Origin of the sequence: Pseudogemmobacter humi (assembly GCF_900609055.1) — a bacterium.
Lineage (GTDB): Bacteria > Pseudomonadota > Alphaproteobacteria > Rhodobacterales > Rhodobacteraceae > Pseudogemmobacter > Pseudogemmobacter humi.
Genome location: NZ_UXAW01000073.1, coordinates 1 through 15104 on the forward strand (window position 1 = coordinate 1; position 15104 = coordinate 15104).

Genomic DNA, 15104 nt, shown 5'->3' on the forward strand with positions numbered 1-15104 from the left:
GGGCACGGGGGCGGCCCGCTCCTCGCTGTGCTCCTCGCTTGCGGCGGGGGCTTCGTCCTTTGCGCTGGAAGCCGGAGAGGGTGCGGCCACGGCGGGCGCGCTGTCTTTCGGCGCGACCGGCGCCGGTTGTTCCGCCGGCTGCGACAGCGCCAGTTCGGGCTGCGGGCTTTCCTCGGCGGGAGCGGGTTTTGCGGCAGCCTCCGCCTCGGCGGCCTCGCGTGCGGCGCGGGCCTTGCGGCGCGCGGCGCGGGCGCTGTCGTCGAACAGCGAGATGGCCGCACTGTCGCGCTCGACCGCTTCGCCTTCGGTCAGCAGCGTCACCGCGCTGGCGGTCTCGCCGAACCAGGGTTCGCCGTCGAAGGCCCCCTCGTCGGGGATGGCCACGAAGCCGAGCGGGTTGAAGCGATGGGTTACGGCGAAGGATTCCGCCTCGTCCAGGGTTTCACGCGCCACGGCGGCGACCTTGAGGTCATGGCCCTCGCCCGACCAGTCGAAGGCGATCTCGTCTGCCTTGTAGGGGGTGCGGCCTTCCAGCGCCTCGGCGATCTCGCGCCGCGTCGCGGCCTCGGACCCGCCGGTGACCTCGATCCCGGTGTAAAGGATCTGCGACGCCGGGATCACCAGTTTGGTGGTGAAGCCGCCTGGCTCCAGCCCGAGCGCGGTCTTGCGCATGTAATCCAGGGCATCCTCAAGATCGGATGCGTCGAAGGGCGTTTCGCCGACCTTGAGCCAGCCCTTCGCCGTCCGGTGCAGAAGCGCGATGCTGGTGTCGGTGAAATTCAGGGCGAAGTTTGGTTTCATTCCACAGGTCTAGCACAGGGCGACGAGGCGCGGCAAATGCGCCCGGACAGGGTGGCTCATACCTATAGCAGCTTTTTGCCGAATGAAAGAAAAACACCTGTGAGCGCACCAGGGATTTGCTTGCGGCCTGCGTTTAACATGGGAAAAGTAGCCGCAGTCATTAAGGAGAGTTCCATGCGTATGCTTCCCCCCCTGAGCAAATCCCTGCCGCTGGCGGCGCTGATCGCCGCGCTGATGAGCGCCGCGCCGGTGCTGGCCGATACGCCGCCGAAGACGATCACCGTCACCGGCGAGGCCAGCGTGGCGCGCGCGCCGGACATGGCGACGGTGATGATCGGGGTGACCAGTGTCGCAGCCACCGCGGCCGAGGCGCTGGCCGCCAATTCCGGCGATATGCAGGCGGTGATCGAGCGGCTGAGGGCCTCGGGCATCGGGGAGAAAGACATGCAGACCACCGGCCTGTCGGTCAATCCGAACTGGACCAGCTATTCTTCCGGCGCCTCGTCGGAGAAGATCGACGGCTTCACCGCGATGAACTCGCTGACGGTGGGGATCCGCGATCTCGACGCTCTGGGGGCGGTGCTGGATGCGGTGGTGGCCGACGGCGCCAATACGCTCAACGGCGTGACCTTCGGTCTGATCGATCCGGGCCCGGCGCTGGACGAGGCCCGCAAGGAAGCGGTGGCCGATGCCCGCGCCCGCGCCGAACTGCTGGCCGGGGCGGCCGGGGTGAAGCTGGGCGATCTGGTCTCGATGACCGAGGGCAGCGGCTACCTGGGCGGCCCGGCCCCGATGTTCCGCGAACAGGCCGCCTCAGTGCCGGTCGAACGCGGTGAGGTCAGCTATCAGGCGAGCGTCACGCTGGTCTGGGAACTGGAGTGAGCTGCGCGGCGCAGCGTCGCTGACGCGATGAGGCCGCCCGGCGACTTCGGCCGCCGGGCGGCCTTTGCATGTTTTCCGCCCGCGAGTCATCGCCGGGGCGGAGTGCGATGGCGCGCGGGCGGGCCGGGATCGTCGGAGCCCTCGTCGCGAAAGCCGCGTGGCAAGTCGGCTTTCGCGGGGGCTCCGCCAGGGGTGCGCGCATGGCCGCGCAACCGCCGGCGAATCCGGTTTTTCCCCCATCCCGGCCCGTTTCTGCCGCAATTCCCGCTCAGAACGCGCTGAAGCGTTGCGCTTTCGGGGGTGTTCATGGTTCGCGGTCCGGTCAGCCTGGCGGTGGTTGCGGCGATCACGCTGGTGATGTTTCTGTTCGTGGCGATGGGGCCGCGGGCGTTCGAGCGGGTCTTGCCCGAGCGCGCGATGCTCTGGCTGGAAACCGCGATGAATTCCACGATACGCTCGATGGATGGCGGGGCCTGGTACAAGGGCAACCCCTCGGAGCCGATGAGCTATGTCGACAGCACGAACCGCGCGCCGCGCGTGACCGGGCCGATCCTCGTCACCGACGATGGCGGCGCGGCGATGATCCTCGACGTGATCGAAGGGCGGCTGACCGGGCTGGCCAAAGATTCCCCGGCAAAGCTGGTGCGGCTGGAACCGGCGCAGGCCTGCCTGCCGGTGCCGCCATCCGCGGGCGCGGTGTTCCGCCATATCGTGCTGACCGGCAACAGCGGCCATGAGATCGGCCTTTCGACCTATGGCGAGGCGGAACTGGCCCGGGGCGTCCAGGCGCTGGTCGACGAGATCCGCGGCCGCAAGAGCGCGCGCCTGTCGGACATGGGCTGGTATCCCTGGCGCAGTTTCGACGTGGCGGTGACCGAAACCGCGCGGCCGGTCTATCTGGTGGCCGAGGTCGAGCGCGGCTATCAGTCCTGGGACGCCTCGCGGATCCTGAATTTCCACCTCGCGCCCGGCGCGACGGTCGAGCGGGTGGTGCTGATCGGCGGGCTTTACCACGGGGTGGCGGGCCTGCCCGAAGAGGTGCCGGTCGAGATCTTCCCGGCCGCGCATCTGGCGAAATGCGGTGCGGCCCCGACCTATGTTTCAGAAGCCGCTCCCGGCGAGAAGGGCGGCCCGTCGAAGATGGAGCTTCCCGGCGGCCTGCCCGAATCGATGATCGAAGAGGCGAAAGACCGGCAGGAGGCGTGGAACGAGGCCGCCCGCGCCTGGCGCGCGCGGTTTCACGAGATGTTCGGCCATGATCCGACAGTCACGGCGGTGGGGCGGTGGGATGATCTGACCGCCGCGCTGATCGGGCCGCTTCCGGCGGAAGACGCCCGGCTGGCCTGGACCCCGATCGCGGGTGCCAGGGTCCGGCTGAGCGCCGACACCTATCTGGAAACCTATTCGGATGCGAAAGGCGAGACGGGCTATCGCAAACGGGTCGAGGCGATTGCCGCGGCTTTCGCCGGGGGCGATCTGGCGGCGATTGCAGCAGAGGGAACCCAGTGATGCTGGTGCGGATCATCCTCATTCTCGGCGTTGCGCTGATGCTGTTCGCCGGGGGCGCGGCGGGCTGGCAATACTGGCAGCAGAATTTCGCCGCGCCGGAACTGGCCGCCGCGACAGGGACGGCCGTGCAGGAAACTCCGCCGGAAACCCTGCCGGATGCGGCGGGGGCGCCCACAGCAGAGACGCCCGCGCAGACCTGGCTGATCTCGCTCACCGGCGAACTGGTGGACACCGAAACGGTGACGGCATTCCTGCTCCAGGACCGTTTCGTCGAGGACCGGGTGTTCCGTATCTCGATGCGGGTGCCGATGACGGCCTTTCTGGCGGAAGGCGAGACGCTGCCCGATCCGGTTTATCGCCCCGTCTTCGCCGATATCCGCGCGCCCCGGCTGGTGGCGGGCATGTGCGGCATGCTGCTCGACGCCTGGGCGGGTTCGTGCCGGATGGGGGAGGCGGGCGTCCGGGGCGAGAGCTACGATCCCGAAACCGAAACCGTGGAACTGGAACTGCGGCTTTATTACACGCAAAAGCCGGGAGAGGTGCCGCTGCCCGATCTGAAATCGCATGTGATGCAGCAGGACTGGCTGAATGTCGCGGCAAGGCTTGGCAAGCAGGAACTGGAAGGCGCCGATGCGATGGAACTGGCGGCGGCCACGATTCGCGCCGCCGCCGGGATCTGCGCCGAGGTCGAGGCTCGGGGCCAGGCCTGCCGGATCCTGAAGATGAGCATGCAGTGGGACAGCCCCGAAGATTTCACCGGCCAGGTGACCTGGGCCTGGATGGAGCCGATGCCGAAAGGCATGTATCCCGCCGCGCCGCTTTACTGACACGGCGGGCCTGCCGCCCGCCGTGAGTCTTTGTTCGTGAGTCTTTGCCCGTGAGGCTGTGTCCGCGCCTCAGGCCTCGCGGCTCTTGCCGGTCGCGGCGGTCAGCGCCTGGTCGAGATCGGCGATGATATCGGCGACATCCTCGATCCCGATCGACAGCCGCACCACATTCGGCGCGGCGCCAGCCCTGATCTGCTGTTCTTCGGACAGCTGCCGGTGGGTGGTCGAGGCGGAATGGATCACGAGGCTCCGGGTGTCGCCCAGGTTCGCCACATGGCAGAACATTTTCAGGTTGTTGATCAGGCTGACGCAGGCATCGTAGCCGTCCTTCAGCGCGAAGGTGAACAAGGCTCCGGCGCCCTTCGGGGTGATCTTCTTCACGCGCTTGTGCCAGGGGCTGGATTTCAGTCCGGCATAAGTGACGTAATCCACCCGCGGATCGGATTCGAGCCATTCGGCGACGATCTTCGCATTCTCGACATGGCGCGCCATGCGCAGGCCGAGCGTCTCGATCCCCATCAGGGTGTAATGGGCACCCTGCGGGTTCATCGTCATGCCAAGATCGCGCAGGCCGATGGCGATGGAATGGAACGTATAGGCCATGCCGCCCAGAGTCGGATGGAACACGAGGCCGTGATAGGCGGGCTCGGGCTGCGACAGCGAGGGGAATTTGTCGTTGGCCGACCAGTCGAATTTGCCGGAATCCAGCACCAGCCCCCCGGTCACCGTGCCGTTGCCGGTCAGGTATTTGGTGGCGGAATGGACCACGATGGTCGCGCCCAGCTCCATCGGCCGGCACAGCCAGGGCGTGGCGGTGGTGTTGTCGATGATCAGCGGAATCCCCTTGCGGTCGGCGATCTTCGCCAGCGCCGGGATATCGGTGATATAGCCGCCCGGGTTGGCGATGGTCTCGGCAAAGATCGCGCGGGTGTTCTTGTCGCAGGCCTTCGCCACCGCGCCCAGATCATCGGTATCGACGAATTTCGCCGACCAGCCGAAGCGTTTGATCGTCTGGCTGAACTGGGTGATGGTGCCGCCGTAAAGCCGGGTCGAGGCGACGATGTTCTTCCCCGGCCCCATCAGCGGGAACAAGGCCATGATCTGCGCCGCATGGCCCGAGGAACAGCCGATGCCGCCCGCAGCCCCTTCCAGCGCCGCCACCCGCGCCACCAGCGCCGAGACGGTCGGGTTGGTCAGCCGCGAATAGATGTTGCCCACCTCTTGCAGGTTGAACAGCCGCGCCGCGTGGTCGGCGTCTTTGAACTGATAGGCGGTGGTCTGGTAGATCGGCGGATTGATCGCGCCGGTCGTGGGGTCGGGGGCGGCGCCGGCGTGAATGGCCAGCGTGTCGAAGCCCTGGGGTCTGTCGGTCATCTCGTCTCTCTCCCGATATGCGTTGCGCGCGAGGTTAGGCAAAGCCCCTGCGCCCGGCAACGGCAGATTGGGGCCGGGCGGCGGCGGTTTTCTCCCTTTGCGCCGCCCGCGGAAGAAAAGCCTTCCGCGCGGCGCTTCGGGCGCTCAGGCGCGGTCGTCCTTCGGGCTGCCCATCACCACATAGGTGGTGACCGAGCGCACCTGCGGCAGCACGCCGAGAATCTCGGTATGCCAGTGTTTGTAGCTGGCCAGATCGCGGGTCTCGACGCGCAGCAGATACTCGACCGAGCCGGTGATGTTATGGCATTCGCGCACCTGGGGGGCGCGGGTCACCGCCCGCTCGAACGCCTCCTGCGCGGCCTTGGTATGGGTGTTCAGACCCACGGTGATATAGGCGATGAAGCCGGTTCCCAGCCGCTCGGGGTCCAGCACCGCGCGATAGCCGCGAATCACGCCGGCCCGCTCAAGCTCCTGCACCCGGCGCAGCGTGGCCGAGGGCGACAGCCCGATCCGCTCGGCCAAAGCCAGATTGGTCAGCCGCCCGTCGCGCGACAGCTCGCGCAATATCTTTTCGTCTGTTGCGTCCATTTCCGTCATGGATTGCACAGATAGCTGAAATCCTGGCATCTTCGCAATAAAATGCCACGTATCTGCGGTAATGATTGCGCCATGAACCAGGATCTCTTCCTTGCCCTCATGGGCTTTGCGATGGCCACCACGCTGACGCCGGGGCCGAACAATATGATGCTGATCGCCTCGGGGGTGAATTTCGGCTTTCTGCGCACGGTGCCGCATATGCTGGGGATCACGCTGGGCGTGGTCAGCCTTGTGGTGATGACCGGGCTGGGGGTGGCGGGGCTGTTCCGGGCCTGGCCGGGCTCGTTGTCGGTGCTCAAGGTGCTCTCGGTGGCTTACATGCTGTGGCTGGCCTGGAAGATCGCGCGGTCCTCGGCCCCGGACGAGAGCGTGTCGGGCGCCGCGCGGCCGCTGACGCTGTTGCAGGCGGCGGCGTTCCAGTGGGTCAATCCCAAGGCCTGGGCGATGGCGCTTGGCGGTGTGGCGGCCTATGTGCCGCGGCCCGATGCGGTCTCGCTGACGCTGGCGGCGGCGGTCTTCGCGTTGGTCTCGCTGCCCTCGACCTCGGTCTGGACGGTCGCGGGGCAGGGGCTGCGGCGCTGGCTGAGCGATCCGCGCCGGCGGAGCGTCTTCAACCGGACCATGGCCGCGCTGCTGGTGGCCTCGCTCTGGCCTGTGGTCACGATGAAACTGGCGCCCTGAGCCGTTGCGGTTTCAGCGGTTGCGGGTGTCGACCGGATAGGCGGTGGTGTATTTCATCCGCTCCATGGCGAAATGCGAGGTGACGTTCTTGATCGCGATCGCATCGGTCAGCCGCTTATACAGCGCGTCGAAGGCCGCCATATCGGCGACCGAAACCCGCAAGAGATAATCCATCTCGCCCGCCATACGGTAGACTTCCATGATCTCGGGGAAGCCCGCCACCGCCTTCGTGAACCCCTCGCGCCATTCGGCGGAATGGTCGGGCGCCTCGATGCCGATGAACACCGTCAGCCCGAAGCCGAGCCGCGCCGGGTTGGCCAGCGCCACCCGCCCGGTCAGCACGCCGTTCGCCTCCAGCTTCTGGATCCGTTTCCAACAGGGCGTCTGCGACAGGCCTACCCGGTCGGCGATCTGCGCCACCGGCAGCGTCGCGTCGCGCATCAGTTCGGCGACGATCTTGCGGTCGATCAGGTCGAGGTCGTCCATCTGGATCTCCTGGTCTCGGGCCTGCCCCGGGGCAGAATGAATATCCTCATAGTGGGGCAGTAAATAACATTTTGTCTACTGGTAATGTCGTGTTTAATGATACTGAGGGAAAGCGACCCGGAATCCCTTGTTTTCCGGGGGCGTTCATTCCAGATGGGGCTGGTGTGTCGGGAAATCCGCCAATTCCGATCTTGATTCGCGATTTTCAGGGCTCCAGGCTGACAGCATGATCACCCAGAAGATGAAATATGCGCTGAAAGCCTTGCTGGTGCTGGGTGATGAGGCCCGCCAGGAGCAGCCTTCGGCCCTGACCATCGAAGAGATCGCCCGGCGCTCGGGCACGCCCAAGCGGTTTCTGGAGCATATCCTGCTTGAGGTCAGGAATGCCGGGGTGATCGCCTCGACGCGGGGGCGCTCGGGCGGCTACAGCCTGATCAAGCGGCCGTCCGAGGTCTCGATCTCGGAACTGCTGCGGCTGATCGACGGGCCGATCGCGCCCTTGCCCTGCCTGTCGCGCCGCGCCTATCAGCGTTGCGAGGATTGCACCGACGAGGCGAGCTGCCGGATTCGCAAGGTCTTTGCCGAGGTGTTCTGGTCCTATCTGCTGATCATCGAGTCGCTGACTCTGGAAGACATGCTGCGTTCGGTCAAGGTGGCCGAGCAGGTGATCGGCGCCTGAGGCCGCGCCGGATTCCCCCATGATACATAGCTGAAAACAGCGGGCCGGCCGGGAATCGCGGCGGGGCTGCGGCTGCGGCCGCCATGGCCCCCGGCACAAAACATTGCTGTGCTTCCCGGTCCCCATGGAATTTTCTTCCCTTTTGGCGGGCAAAACAGCCAGGCATTTTCCTTTGCTAATAACGATAAATACTGTCGTTATTATGTGTATTGGCCGGGTAAGGTGCCGGGCCAGACAACAGGAGATTGCAGGATGACCGCAGCCTATGCTTTCGGAACGCCCGCAACGGGCAATCATGATCCTCTCGCCGCCGGCCGCCTGGCCGCGATGCAGGGCATGACCGGCACCTGTGTCGTGCGTCTGATCGACCGCCGCACCGGGCTGACCCACAAGGTCAACGGTACGCCGCTGGTGATCTTCACCCGCCGCCCGTCCGAGGCCGCCGCCGAACTGCTCTCGGGCCGCGACCGCTCGGTCTGGGAAGTCCGGGTCGATCCGATCGAGCCCTGAGCCGGAGGCCGCCATGATCCGTCATCACCACAATGTTCCGGGCTTCGCCCCCTTCCTTTTCTTCGCCGCCCCCGGGCGCGACACCCCCGAGGAGAAACAGATGCCTGCCACGATCAACACCCGCAGAACGGTTTCCGCCCAGGGGCCCGCGGCCGGACGCCACGCCGACGGCGGCGTCACCCTCCTGGCGGCGTTGCGGCGGCTGACCGGCTGGCCGGTCTCGCGGCTGATCCGCGGCACGGCGGCGGCGCTGGCGCTGGCGGCGGGCGGTTTGGCCGCGCCGGTCCAGGCCGAAAGCCTGCTGAACGTCAGCTACGACCCGACCCGCGAGCTTTACCGCGAGTTCAACGAGGCTTTCGCCAAATACTGGGTTGAACAGGGCAATGAGGCCCCGGTGATCGAAGCCAGCCACGGCGGCTCGGGCGCCCAGGCCCGCGCGGTGGTCGAGGGGCTCGACGCCCAGGTGCTGACGCTGGCGCTGGCCGGCGACATCGACCGGGTGGCCGAGACGGGCAAGCTGCCGGCCGACTGGCAGAGCAAGCTGCCGCATAATTCCTCGCCTTATACGTCGACCATCGTCTTCCTCGTCCGTGAAGGAAACCCGAAGGGCATCAATGACTGGGGCGATCTGGTCCAGGACGGGGTCGAGGTGATCACGCCGAACCCGAAGACCTCGGGCGGTGCGCGCTGGAACTATCTGGCGGCCTGGGCCTGGGCCGAGAAGAACGGTCAGGATCCGAAGGCGTTCGTGCAAGAGCTGTTCGCCCATGTTCCGGTGCTGGACACCGGCGCGCGCGGCTCGACCACCACCTTCGTCCAGCGCGAGATCGGCGACGTGCTGCTGGCCTGGGAGAACGAGGCCCATCTCGCGCTGAAGGAGCTGGGCGAGGACGGGTTCGACATCGTGGTGCCTTCGGTCTCGATCCTCGCAGAGCCGCCGGTGGCGCTGGTCGAGGGCAATATCAAAACCGATACGCAGCGCGAACTGGCCGAAGCCTATCTGAACTACCTCTACAGCCCCGAGGGCCAGGCGATCGCCTTCAGGAACTTCTACCGCGCCTGGGATGCGTCGGCCGCCAATCCCGAGGATGTCGCCCGCTTCCCGGAACTGGACCTGGTGACCATCGAAGATTTCGGCGGCTGGGCCAAAGCGCAGCCCGAGCATTTCGGCGACGGCGGCACTTTCGACCAGATCTACGTTCCCAAATAAGGCTTGCGATTGATGGGCAGACCCCTGCTTTACCGATCCCCGATGCCGGGCCTTGGCCTGTCGATGGGGATCACCCTGACGATGCTCTCCCTCATCGTGCTTCTGCCCATCGGCGCCCTGCTTTTGCAGGGCGTCAGCTATGGTGCCGAGGGGATCTGGGCCACGGTGAACCGCGAAAGGGTCTGGCAGGCGCTTTTCCTGTCGTTCCGGCTGTCCTTGTTCGCGGCGATGTTCAATCTGGTGCTGGGCGTGATCCTCGCCTGGGTGCTGGTGCGCTACCGCTTCCCGGGCCGGCGCATCCTGGATGCCGCGGTGGATTTGCCCTTCGCGCTGCCCACCGCCGTCGCGGGGATCGCACTGACCGCGCTTTACGCCCCGAACGGGGCCTTCGGCGCTTTGTTCAAAGACCTCGGCTGGCGCATCGCCTATACCCAATGGGGCATCTTAATCGCGCTGATCTTCGTCGGTCTGCCCTTCGTGACCCGCACGGTCCAGCCGGTGATCGCCGAGATCGAGCGCGAGGTCGAGGAAGCCTCGGCCACGCTCGGCGCCGGGCGGTTCCATACGCTGACGCGGGTGGTCTGGCCGATGCTCATGCCCGCGGCGCTGACCGGCTTTGCGCTGTCGCTGGCGCGGGCGGTCGGCGAATACGGCTCGGTGATCTTCATCGCCGGCAACAAGCCGCTGGTGACCGAGATCGCGCCCTTGCTGATCGTGATCCAGCTTGAGGAATTCAGCTACGACGGCGCCGCCGCCATCGGCATCGCCATGCTGGTGATCTCGTTCCTGATGCTGCTCTTCATCAATCTCACCCAGATCTGGAGCCGCCGGAGGATCGGATATGTCTGACGCCACCAACCTGCGCGCCTTCCGCGCGCCCACCGACGAGGCGCCGCTGGCGCGCTGGCTGCTGATCGGCTTCGCGGCGCTGGCGCTGGCGATCCTCGTCTTCGCGCCGCTCATCGTGATCTTCGCCGAGGCCCTGTCGAAAGGCTGGTCGGCGGCGCTGAGCAGCCTCAACAACCGCGATGCGCTGGCGGCGATCCGGCTTACGCTGCTGGTTGCCGCCATCGCGGTGCCGGTGAACGTGGTCTTCGGCATCGCCGCCGCCTGGTTCATCACCAGGTTCGATTTCCGCGGCAAAGCCTTCCTGATCACGCTGATCGACCTGCCGTTCTCGGTCTCGCCGGTGGTGGCGGGGCTGTGCATCGTGCTGCTGTTCGGCGCCAATACCGTGATCGGCTCGTGGCTGGTGGCCATGGGCTTCCCGATCGTCTTCGCGCTGCCGGGAATCGTGCTGGCCACGATCTTCGTGACCTTCCCCTTTGTCGCGCGCGAGCTGATCCCGGTGATGATCGAACAGGGCCGCGCCGAGGAAGAGGCGGCGCTGACGCTCGGCGCCTCGGGCTGGCATATGTTCTTCACCGTGACGCTGCCGAACATCCGCTGGGCGCTGCTCTACGGCGTTCTCCTGTGCAACGCCCGCGCGATGGGAGAGTTCGGCGCGGTGGCGGTGGTCTCGGGCAAGATCCGCGGCCAGACCACGACGATGCCGGTCATGATCGAGATGTTCTACAACGAATATCTCTCGGTCGCGGCCTTCTCGATGGCGGCGCTCCTGGCCTTCCTCGCGCTCGTGACGCTGCTCCTGAAGACGTTGCTGGAGCAACGCCACGCGGCCGGGCTTTCCGCCAGCCGCAAGTCGCACTGACCCCCGGCCTCTTTCATCCTGACCCAAATATCCCGGGGGTGCGGGGGCAGGGCCCCCGCTTCTCCCGCCCGCCAGAGGAAACGACCGATGCACATCCAGATCGACGAGATTTCCAGGGACTTCGGCGCCACCGCCGCGCTGACGCCGGTGTCGCTCAACATTCCGTCGGGGGCGCTGGTGGCGCTGCTTGGCCCTTCGGGCTCGGGCAAGACCACGCTGCTGCGCATCCTCGGCGGGCTGGAATATCCCAGTTCGGGGCGGGTGCTGTTCGACGGCCAGGACGCGACCGGCCTGTCGGTGCAGGAACGCCGCGCCGGTTTCGTGTTCCAGAGCTATGCGCTCTTCCGCCATATGACGGTGTTCGAGAACATCGCCTACGGGCTTCGGGCGCGGCCGCGCGCGCAGCGCCCCCCGCGCCCCGAGATCGCCCGGCGGGTGACGAAGCTGCTGGAACTGATCCAGTTGCCCGGGATCGGGGACCGCTACCCGAGCCAGCTTTCCGGCGGCCAGCGCCAGCGGGTGGCGCTGGCGCGCGCGCTGGCGATCGAGCCGCGGATGCTGCTTCTGGACGAGCCCTTCGGCGCGCTCGACGCCCGGGTGCGCAAGGAATTGCGCCAGGGGCTGCGCGATATCCATGACGAGACCGGGCTGACCACGGTTTTCGTCACCCATGACCAGGAAGAGGCGATGGAGCTTGCCGATCTGGTGGTGGTGATGTCGATGGGGCGGATCGAGCAGATCGGCAAGCCGACGGATATCCGCGCCCGCCCGGCCACCGAATTCGTGCGCGGCTTCATCGGCGCCTGACGGCCAGGGCCGCGCGTTCATGGAAAAGCCCCGCCTGCGGCTTGTGCGGGCGGGGCCGGGTTTTGTGGCGCGGCTTGGGCGCGTTACCAGCTCAGCCGGATGCCGGTCTCGCCGATTTCCGTCACCAGCCGGCGCTGATGCTGGCGCAGCTCGGCCGCGACCAGCGCGAACTGGACCTGGGCGGCCAGGACCGGATCCCGCGCCTCCTGCCCGGCCAGCATGTCCCAGAGCGGGGCCTCGACGCGCAGGCGGGTCGCCTCGCCCAGGATCTCCCATCCGGAGGCGGTTTCCTCCACCCGGATCTGCCCGCCGTAAGCCATCGCGCTTTCCAGGCATTGCAGCAGCAGGAACGCCAGCTTCACCTCGCGCCGGTCGAGATCGGTGCCGCTGATCCATTCGATGCGCAGCCGCCCGCCATGGGTGATGCCGGCGAGAATCCCGGTCACCTCGCCGCGGGCGATGCGCTGATCGGCGCCCGCCATGCCATAGGCCACGCGGAAAAAGCGGATGCGCGCATTGGCGCTGGACACGCTTTCGGCGATCAGCGCCAGTTCGGGCGAGGCGCTGGCGCGGTCCATCATCATCAGCTCTACCCCATTGCCGATGGCGCCGATCGGGCTGATAAGGTCGTGACAGATCCGCGAACCGATAAGGGCGGCGAGATCGGGTTTATTCTGCATCAAATGCCTCTGGATGTCGCTTCAGTGAATTCGCTCCTGGAACCTGGAATGTTCGTCCGTTGTCCCGGTCGCCCCGACTGGGGGCTGGGCCAGGTGCAGTCCAATATCGGCGGACGGGTTACCGTGAACTTCGAGCACGCAGGCAAGCAGGTGATCGACAGCAGGTATGTGACCTTACTGCCCGATTTCAGCGCCTGAGCGGCAGACTGTCGGTATTCATCAGCTTTTTCAAGTCTTTCCGGCAGCGTACGCGCAACGGGCGCTTCGGCGGCGGCGCTCTGTCCCGGTCGCATGGCCGAGCTTTCGATTGCAATGCTGCCCCAGTCTGTCTAAGTCAGAGAGACCGAGCCGGGAACCGGGCCGGGCGGGCAAGCCCGCCGCCCCCGCCAGCGCCAGAGACGTAAAGTGAAACCGCCTTCTGACGACATGCTTGCCGAAGACACGATATACACCCTCCGACTGGCCGCGGATGCACAGGATCTGCTGGGCGCCCAGCGTCTGCGCTATCGCGTCTTCGTCGAGGAGCTGGGCGCCTCGGGCGGCATGATCGACCATGACCAGCGGCTGGAGCGCGACGCTTTCGACGAAATCTTCGATCATCTGGTGCTGGTCGACAACCGGATCGCCCCGGAAACCGGCGATCATATCGCCGGGGCCTACCGGCTTTTGCCGTCGGAGCGGCTGGGGCCGGGGGGGCGGTTCTATTCGGAAGACGAATACGATCTCGCGCCGCTGCGCGCCAGCGGGCGGAAACTGCTGGAACTGGGGCGCACCTGCGTCCATCCCGACCACCGCGGCGGCGCGGCGATGTTCCTGTTGTGGAACGGCCTTGCCGAATATGTGCTGGAGCGGGGGATCGAGATCATGTTCGGCCCGGCCTCGTTCCACGGCACCGATCCCGTGGCGCTGGCCGAGCCCCTGTCCTGGCTGCACCACCATCACCTCGCGCCCCCCGAGATCCGCGTTCGCGCGCTGGAGCCGGGCCGGGCGGCGATGGATCTGATCACGAAGGACCGGCTCGACCGCGCCCGCGCCATGGCGGCGATGCCCGCGCTGATCAAAGCCTATCTGCGGCTCGGCGGTTTCGTCGGCGACGGCGCCTTCATCGACCGGCCGTTCAATACGACCGATGTCTGTCTCTTGATGGATACCGGCCGGATGTCGGCCCGCCACCGCGATTTCTACACCCGCAAACAGGGGCAGAATTGAGCGACTGGACCGAGATCCCGCCGGAGCCCCGCACCATCGGCCCGCTCGGCTGGATGCTGGTGCTGTCGCGGGGGGCATTTCTCGCGCTCAATATCCTTGCGGGCTTCCTGCTCTATCTGATCGTGCGGCTGGCAGAATGGCCGGTCTTCGGCAAGAGCCGGCCGCTGAGCGCCTGGATCACCCAGCTGGTCTGCCGCAATGCCATCGTGATCCTCGGGCTGAAATACCGCACGCGCGGCCGCCCGATGAAGCAAAAGGGCGCGGTCGTCGCCAATCATGCCGGCTGGATCGACATTTTCGCCCTCAATGCCGGTCAGCGCATCTTCTTCGTCTCGAAGGCCGAGGTGGCCTCCTGGCCCGGGATCGGCTGGCTGGCCCGGGTCACCGGCACGGTCTTCATCTCGCGCAGGGGCTCTGAGGCGAAGCGTCAGCAGCAGCTCTTTGAAGAGCGGCTGCGCATGGGCCACCGGCTTTGCTTCTTCCCCGAGGGCACCTCGACCGATGCGCTGCGGGTGCTGCCGTTCAAATCCACCCTGTTCGAGGCCTTCTATACGCATGGCCTCGACCGTGTGCTGCATATCCAGCCGGTGACGGTGATCTGGCGCGCGCCCGCGGGCGAGGATCCGCGCTTCTATGGCTGGTGGGCCGATATGGATTTCGCGAGCCACCTGATCCAGGTGCTCTCGGCGCGGCGCCGCGGTGCCGTCGAGATCATCTGGCATCCGGAGGTGCCGGTCGACGCTTTCGCGAACCGCAAAGAGCTTGCCGCTTACTGCGAGCGCGTCATCCGCACCGCCCACCCGCTGGCCGTCGCCTGATTCCGGGCATCTGAGGCCGTGGAATCGGTCGGGTGAGGGGGAATCGGACAGAATCGCGCGATGATTCACCGTCAGATTCGCGGACGAACCCCACGATTCCCATGACTTATCCACATTTTGCCCTGTCACCCTGGGGGTAACTTTGCCGGGCCTCTGACGGGGCCTTGGAAAAATCGCTTGTTTTATTGGCTCCTGACAAAAAATCGTCACGAAGCGCATTTTTTCTCTTGCGGGTTTCATCTGTGGGGCCTAGATACCGCCTCACCGAAACGGAACGGACGCCGGAACGAAGCGAACGGAAGCGCAAGCGGAAGGAAGCGGGG

18 protein-coding genes and 1 pseudogene are annotated in these 15104 nt (G+C 66.4%); 13 read left to right on the plus strand and 6 right to left on the minus strand.

The window, feature by feature from the left end; translation table 11 throughout:
• Window positions 1-801 (minus strand): annotated as a pseudogene (locus XINFAN_RS12245) (hypothetical protein); the annotation flags it as partial.
• 174 nt (window positions 802-975) lie between these two features.
• Here XINFAN_RS12245 and XINFAN_RS12250 point away from each other — a divergent pair.
• From XINFAN_RS12250 to XINFAN_RS12260, 3 genes are all read left to right on the plus strand, one after another.
• On the plus strand, window positions 976-1683 hold the full coding sequence (locus XINFAN_RS12250) for an SIMPL domain-containing protein (RefSeq protein ID WP_124087157.1): 708 nt from the start codon (window positions 976-978) through the stop codon (window positions 1681-1683).
• A 306-nt stretch (window positions 1684-1989) separates the two neighbouring features.
• A complete protein-coding gene (locus tag XINFAN_RS12255) occupies window positions 1990-3192 on the plus strand; it encodes a hypothetical protein (protein ID WP_124087158.1) in 1203 nt (400 codons plus the stop codon).
• Window positions 3192-4019, plus strand: a complete 828-nt coding sequence (locus tag XINFAN_RS12260) for a hypothetical protein (protein WP_124087159.1) — start codon at window positions 3192-3194, stop codon at window positions 4017-4019. Before XINFAN_RS12255 ends, XINFAN_RS12260 begins: the two co-directional genes overlap by 1 nt.
• A 69-nt stretch (window positions 4020-4088) precedes the next feature.
• Here XINFAN_RS12260 and XINFAN_RS12265 read toward each other — a convergent pair whose 3' ends face one another.
• Window positions 4089-5393 carry an O-acetylhomoserine aminocarboxypropyltransferase/cysteine synthase family protein gene (locus XINFAN_RS12265; protein ID WP_124087160.1) on the minus strand — a complete coding sequence of 435 codons (1305 nt, stop codon included), beginning with the start codon at window positions 5391-5393 and terminating at the stop codon, window positions 4089-4091.
• Window positions 5394-5537: 144 nt separating this feature from the next.
• Window positions 5538-5981 (minus strand): Lrp/AsnC family transcriptional regulator, encoded by a 444-nt coding sequence (locus XINFAN_RS12270; protein WP_435530868.1) that lies wholly within the window; start codon window positions 5979-5981, stop codon window positions 5538-5540.
• 81 nt (window positions 5982-6062) lie between these two features.
• On the opposite strand from XINFAN_RS12270, the gene XINFAN_RS12275 reads away from it, so the two are divergent.
• Entirely contained in the window at window positions 6063-6671 is a 609-nt protein-coding gene (locus tag XINFAN_RS12275; protein ID WP_124087162.1) for a LysE family translocator, read from the plus strand.
• Between the two features lie 12 nt (window positions 6672-6683).
• Here XINFAN_RS12275 and XINFAN_RS12280 read toward each other — a convergent pair whose 3' ends face one another.
• Window positions 6684-7157: an Lrp/AsnC family transcriptional regulator gene (locus tag XINFAN_RS12280; protein WP_124087163.1), complete on the minus strand. Its 474-nt coding sequence runs from the start codon at window positions 7155-7157 to the stop codon at window positions 6684-6686.
• 226 nt (window positions 7158-7383) lie between these two features.
• Here XINFAN_RS12280 and XINFAN_RS12285 point away from each other — a divergent pair, with 226 nt between their 5' ends.
• The 6 genes from XINFAN_RS12285 to XINFAN_RS12310 all read left to right on the plus strand — a co-directional run bounded on the left by XINFAN_RS12285 (window position 7384) and on the right by XINFAN_RS12310 (window position 12074).
• Window positions 7384-7836, plus strand: a complete 453-nt coding sequence (locus XINFAN_RS12285) for an RrF2 family transcriptional regulator (RefSeq protein ID WP_124087164.1) — start codon at window positions 7384-7386, stop codon at window positions 7834-7836.
• Window positions 7837-8088: 252 nt separating this feature from the next.
• Window positions 8089-8346 (plus strand): hypothetical protein, encoded by a 258-nt coding sequence (locus XINFAN_RS12290; RefSeq protein ID WP_124087165.1) that lies wholly within the window; start codon window positions 8089-8091, stop codon window positions 8344-8346.
• A gap of 100 nt (window positions 8347-8446) precedes the next feature.
• Entirely contained in the window at window positions 8447-9556 is a 1110-nt protein-coding gene (locus XINFAN_RS12295) for a sulfate ABC transporter substrate-binding protein (protein WP_124087171.1), read from the plus strand.
• A gap of 12 nt (window positions 9557-9568) precedes the next feature.
• Complete coding sequence (gene cysT / locus XINFAN_RS12300; RefSeq protein ID WP_124087166.1) at window positions 9569-10405, plus strand: sulfate ABC transporter permease subunit CysT; 837 nt, start codon at window positions 9569-9571, stop codon at window positions 10403-10405.
• Window positions 10398-11267, plus strand: a complete 870-nt coding sequence (cysW, locus tag XINFAN_RS12305; protein ID WP_124087167.1) for a sulfate ABC transporter permease subunit CysW — start codon at window positions 10398-10400, stop codon at window positions 11265-11267. The genes cysT and cysW overlap by 8 nt, the downstream gene beginning before the upstream one ends.
• 87 nt (window positions 11268-11354) lie before the next feature.
• Window positions 11355-12074, plus strand: a complete 720-nt coding sequence (locus XINFAN_RS12310) for a sulfate/molybdate ABC transporter ATP-binding protein (protein ID WP_124087168.1) — start codon at window positions 11355-11357, stop codon at window positions 12072-12074.
• A gap of 83 nt (window positions 12075-12157) precedes the next feature.
• On the opposite strand, the gene XINFAN_RS12315 is transcribed toward XINFAN_RS12310, so the two are convergent.
• Window positions 12158-12754, minus strand: a complete 597-nt coding sequence (locus XINFAN_RS12315; protein WP_124087169.1) for a histidine phosphotransferase family protein — start codon at window positions 12752-12754, stop codon at window positions 12158-12160.
• 24 nt (window positions 12755-12778) lie between these two features.
• Here XINFAN_RS12315 and XINFAN_RS12320 point away from each other — a divergent pair, with 24 nt between their 5' ends.
• From XINFAN_RS12320 to olsA, 3 genes are all read left to right on the plus strand, one after another.
• Complete coding sequence (locus tag XINFAN_RS12320; protein WP_124087170.1) at window positions 12779-12952, plus strand: DUF3553 domain-containing protein; 174 nt, start codon at window positions 12779-12781, stop codon at window positions 12950-12952.
• A gap of 228 nt (window positions 12953-13180) precedes the next feature.
• On the plus strand, window positions 13181-13963 hold the full coding sequence (olsB, locus tag XINFAN_RS12325; protein WP_124087172.1) for an L-ornithine N(alpha)-acyltransferase: 783 nt from the start codon (window positions 13181-13183) through the stop codon (window positions 13961-13963).
• Window positions 13960-14781 carry a lyso-ornithine lipid O-acyltransferase gene (gene olsA / locus XINFAN_RS12330; RefSeq protein ID WP_435530869.1) on the plus strand — a complete coding sequence of 274 codons (822 nt, stop codon included), beginning with the start codon at window positions 13960-13962 and terminating at the stop codon, window positions 14779-14781. The genes olsB and olsA overlap by 4 nt, the downstream gene beginning before the upstream one ends.
• 236 nt (window positions 14782-15017) lie before the next feature.
• On the opposite strand, the gene cas5 is transcribed toward olsA, so the two are convergent.
• A partial coding sequence (gene cas5, locus XINFAN_RS22520) for a CRISPR-associated protein Cas5 (RefSeq protein ID WP_124086430.1) occupies window positions 15018-15104 on the minus strand: 87 nt, incomplete at its 5' end.

Coding starts and splice junctions, on each gene's coding strand:
- XINFAN_RS12250 (WP_124087157.1), top strand. CDS start 976: ATGCGTATGCTTCCCCCCCTGAGCAAATCCCTGCCGCTGGCGGCGCTG.
- XINFAN_RS12255 (WP_124087158.1), top strand. CDS start 1,990: ATGGTTCGCGGTCCGGTCAGCCTGGCGGTGGTTGCGGCGATCACGCTG.
- XINFAN_RS12260 (WP_124087159.1), top strand. CDS start 3,192: ATGCTGGTGCGGATCATCCTCATTCTCGGCGTTGCGCTGATGCTGTTC.
- XINFAN_RS12265 (WP_124087160.1), bottom strand. CDS start 5,393: ATGACCGACAGACCCCAGGGCTTCGACACGCTGGCCATTCACGCCGGC.
- XINFAN_RS12270 (WP_435530868.1), bottom strand. CDS start 5,981: ATGGACGCAACAGACGAAAAGATATTGCGCGAGCTGTCGCGCGACGGG.
- XINFAN_RS12275 (WP_124087162.1), top strand. CDS start 6,063: ATGAACCAGGATCTCTTCCTTGCCCTCATGGGCTTTGCGATGGCCACC.
- XINFAN_RS12280 (WP_124087163.1), bottom strand. CDS start 7,157: ATGGACGACCTCGACCTGATCGACCGCAAGATCGTCGCCGAACTGATG.
- XINFAN_RS12285 (WP_124087164.1), top strand. CDS start 7,384: ATGATCACCCAGAAGATGAAATATGCGCTGAAAGCCTTGCTGGTGCTG.
- XINFAN_RS12290 (WP_124087165.1), top strand. CDS start 8,089: ATGACCGCAGCCTATGCTTTCGGAACGCCCGCAACGGGCAATCATGAT.
- XINFAN_RS12295 (WP_124087171.1), top strand. CDS start 8,447: ATGCCTGCCACGATCAACACCCGCAGAACGGTTTCCGCCCAGGGGCCC.
- cysT (WP_124087166.1), top strand. CDS start 9,569: ATGGGCAGACCCCTGCTTTACCGATCCCCGATGCCGGGCCTTGGCCTG.
- cysW (WP_124087167.1), top strand. CDS start 10,398: ATGTCTGACGCCACCAACCTGCGCGCCTTCCGCGCGCCCACCGACGAG.
- XINFAN_RS12310 (WP_124087168.1), top strand. CDS start 11,355: ATGCACATCCAGATCGACGAGATTTCCAGGGACTTCGGCGCCACCGCC.
- XINFAN_RS12315 (WP_124087169.1), bottom strand. CDS start 12,754: ATGCAGAATAAACCCGATCTCGCCGCCCTTATCGGTTCGCGGATCTGT.
- olsB (WP_124087172.1), top strand. CDS start 13,181: ATGCTTGCCGAAGACACGATATACACCCTCCGACTGGCCGCGGATGCA.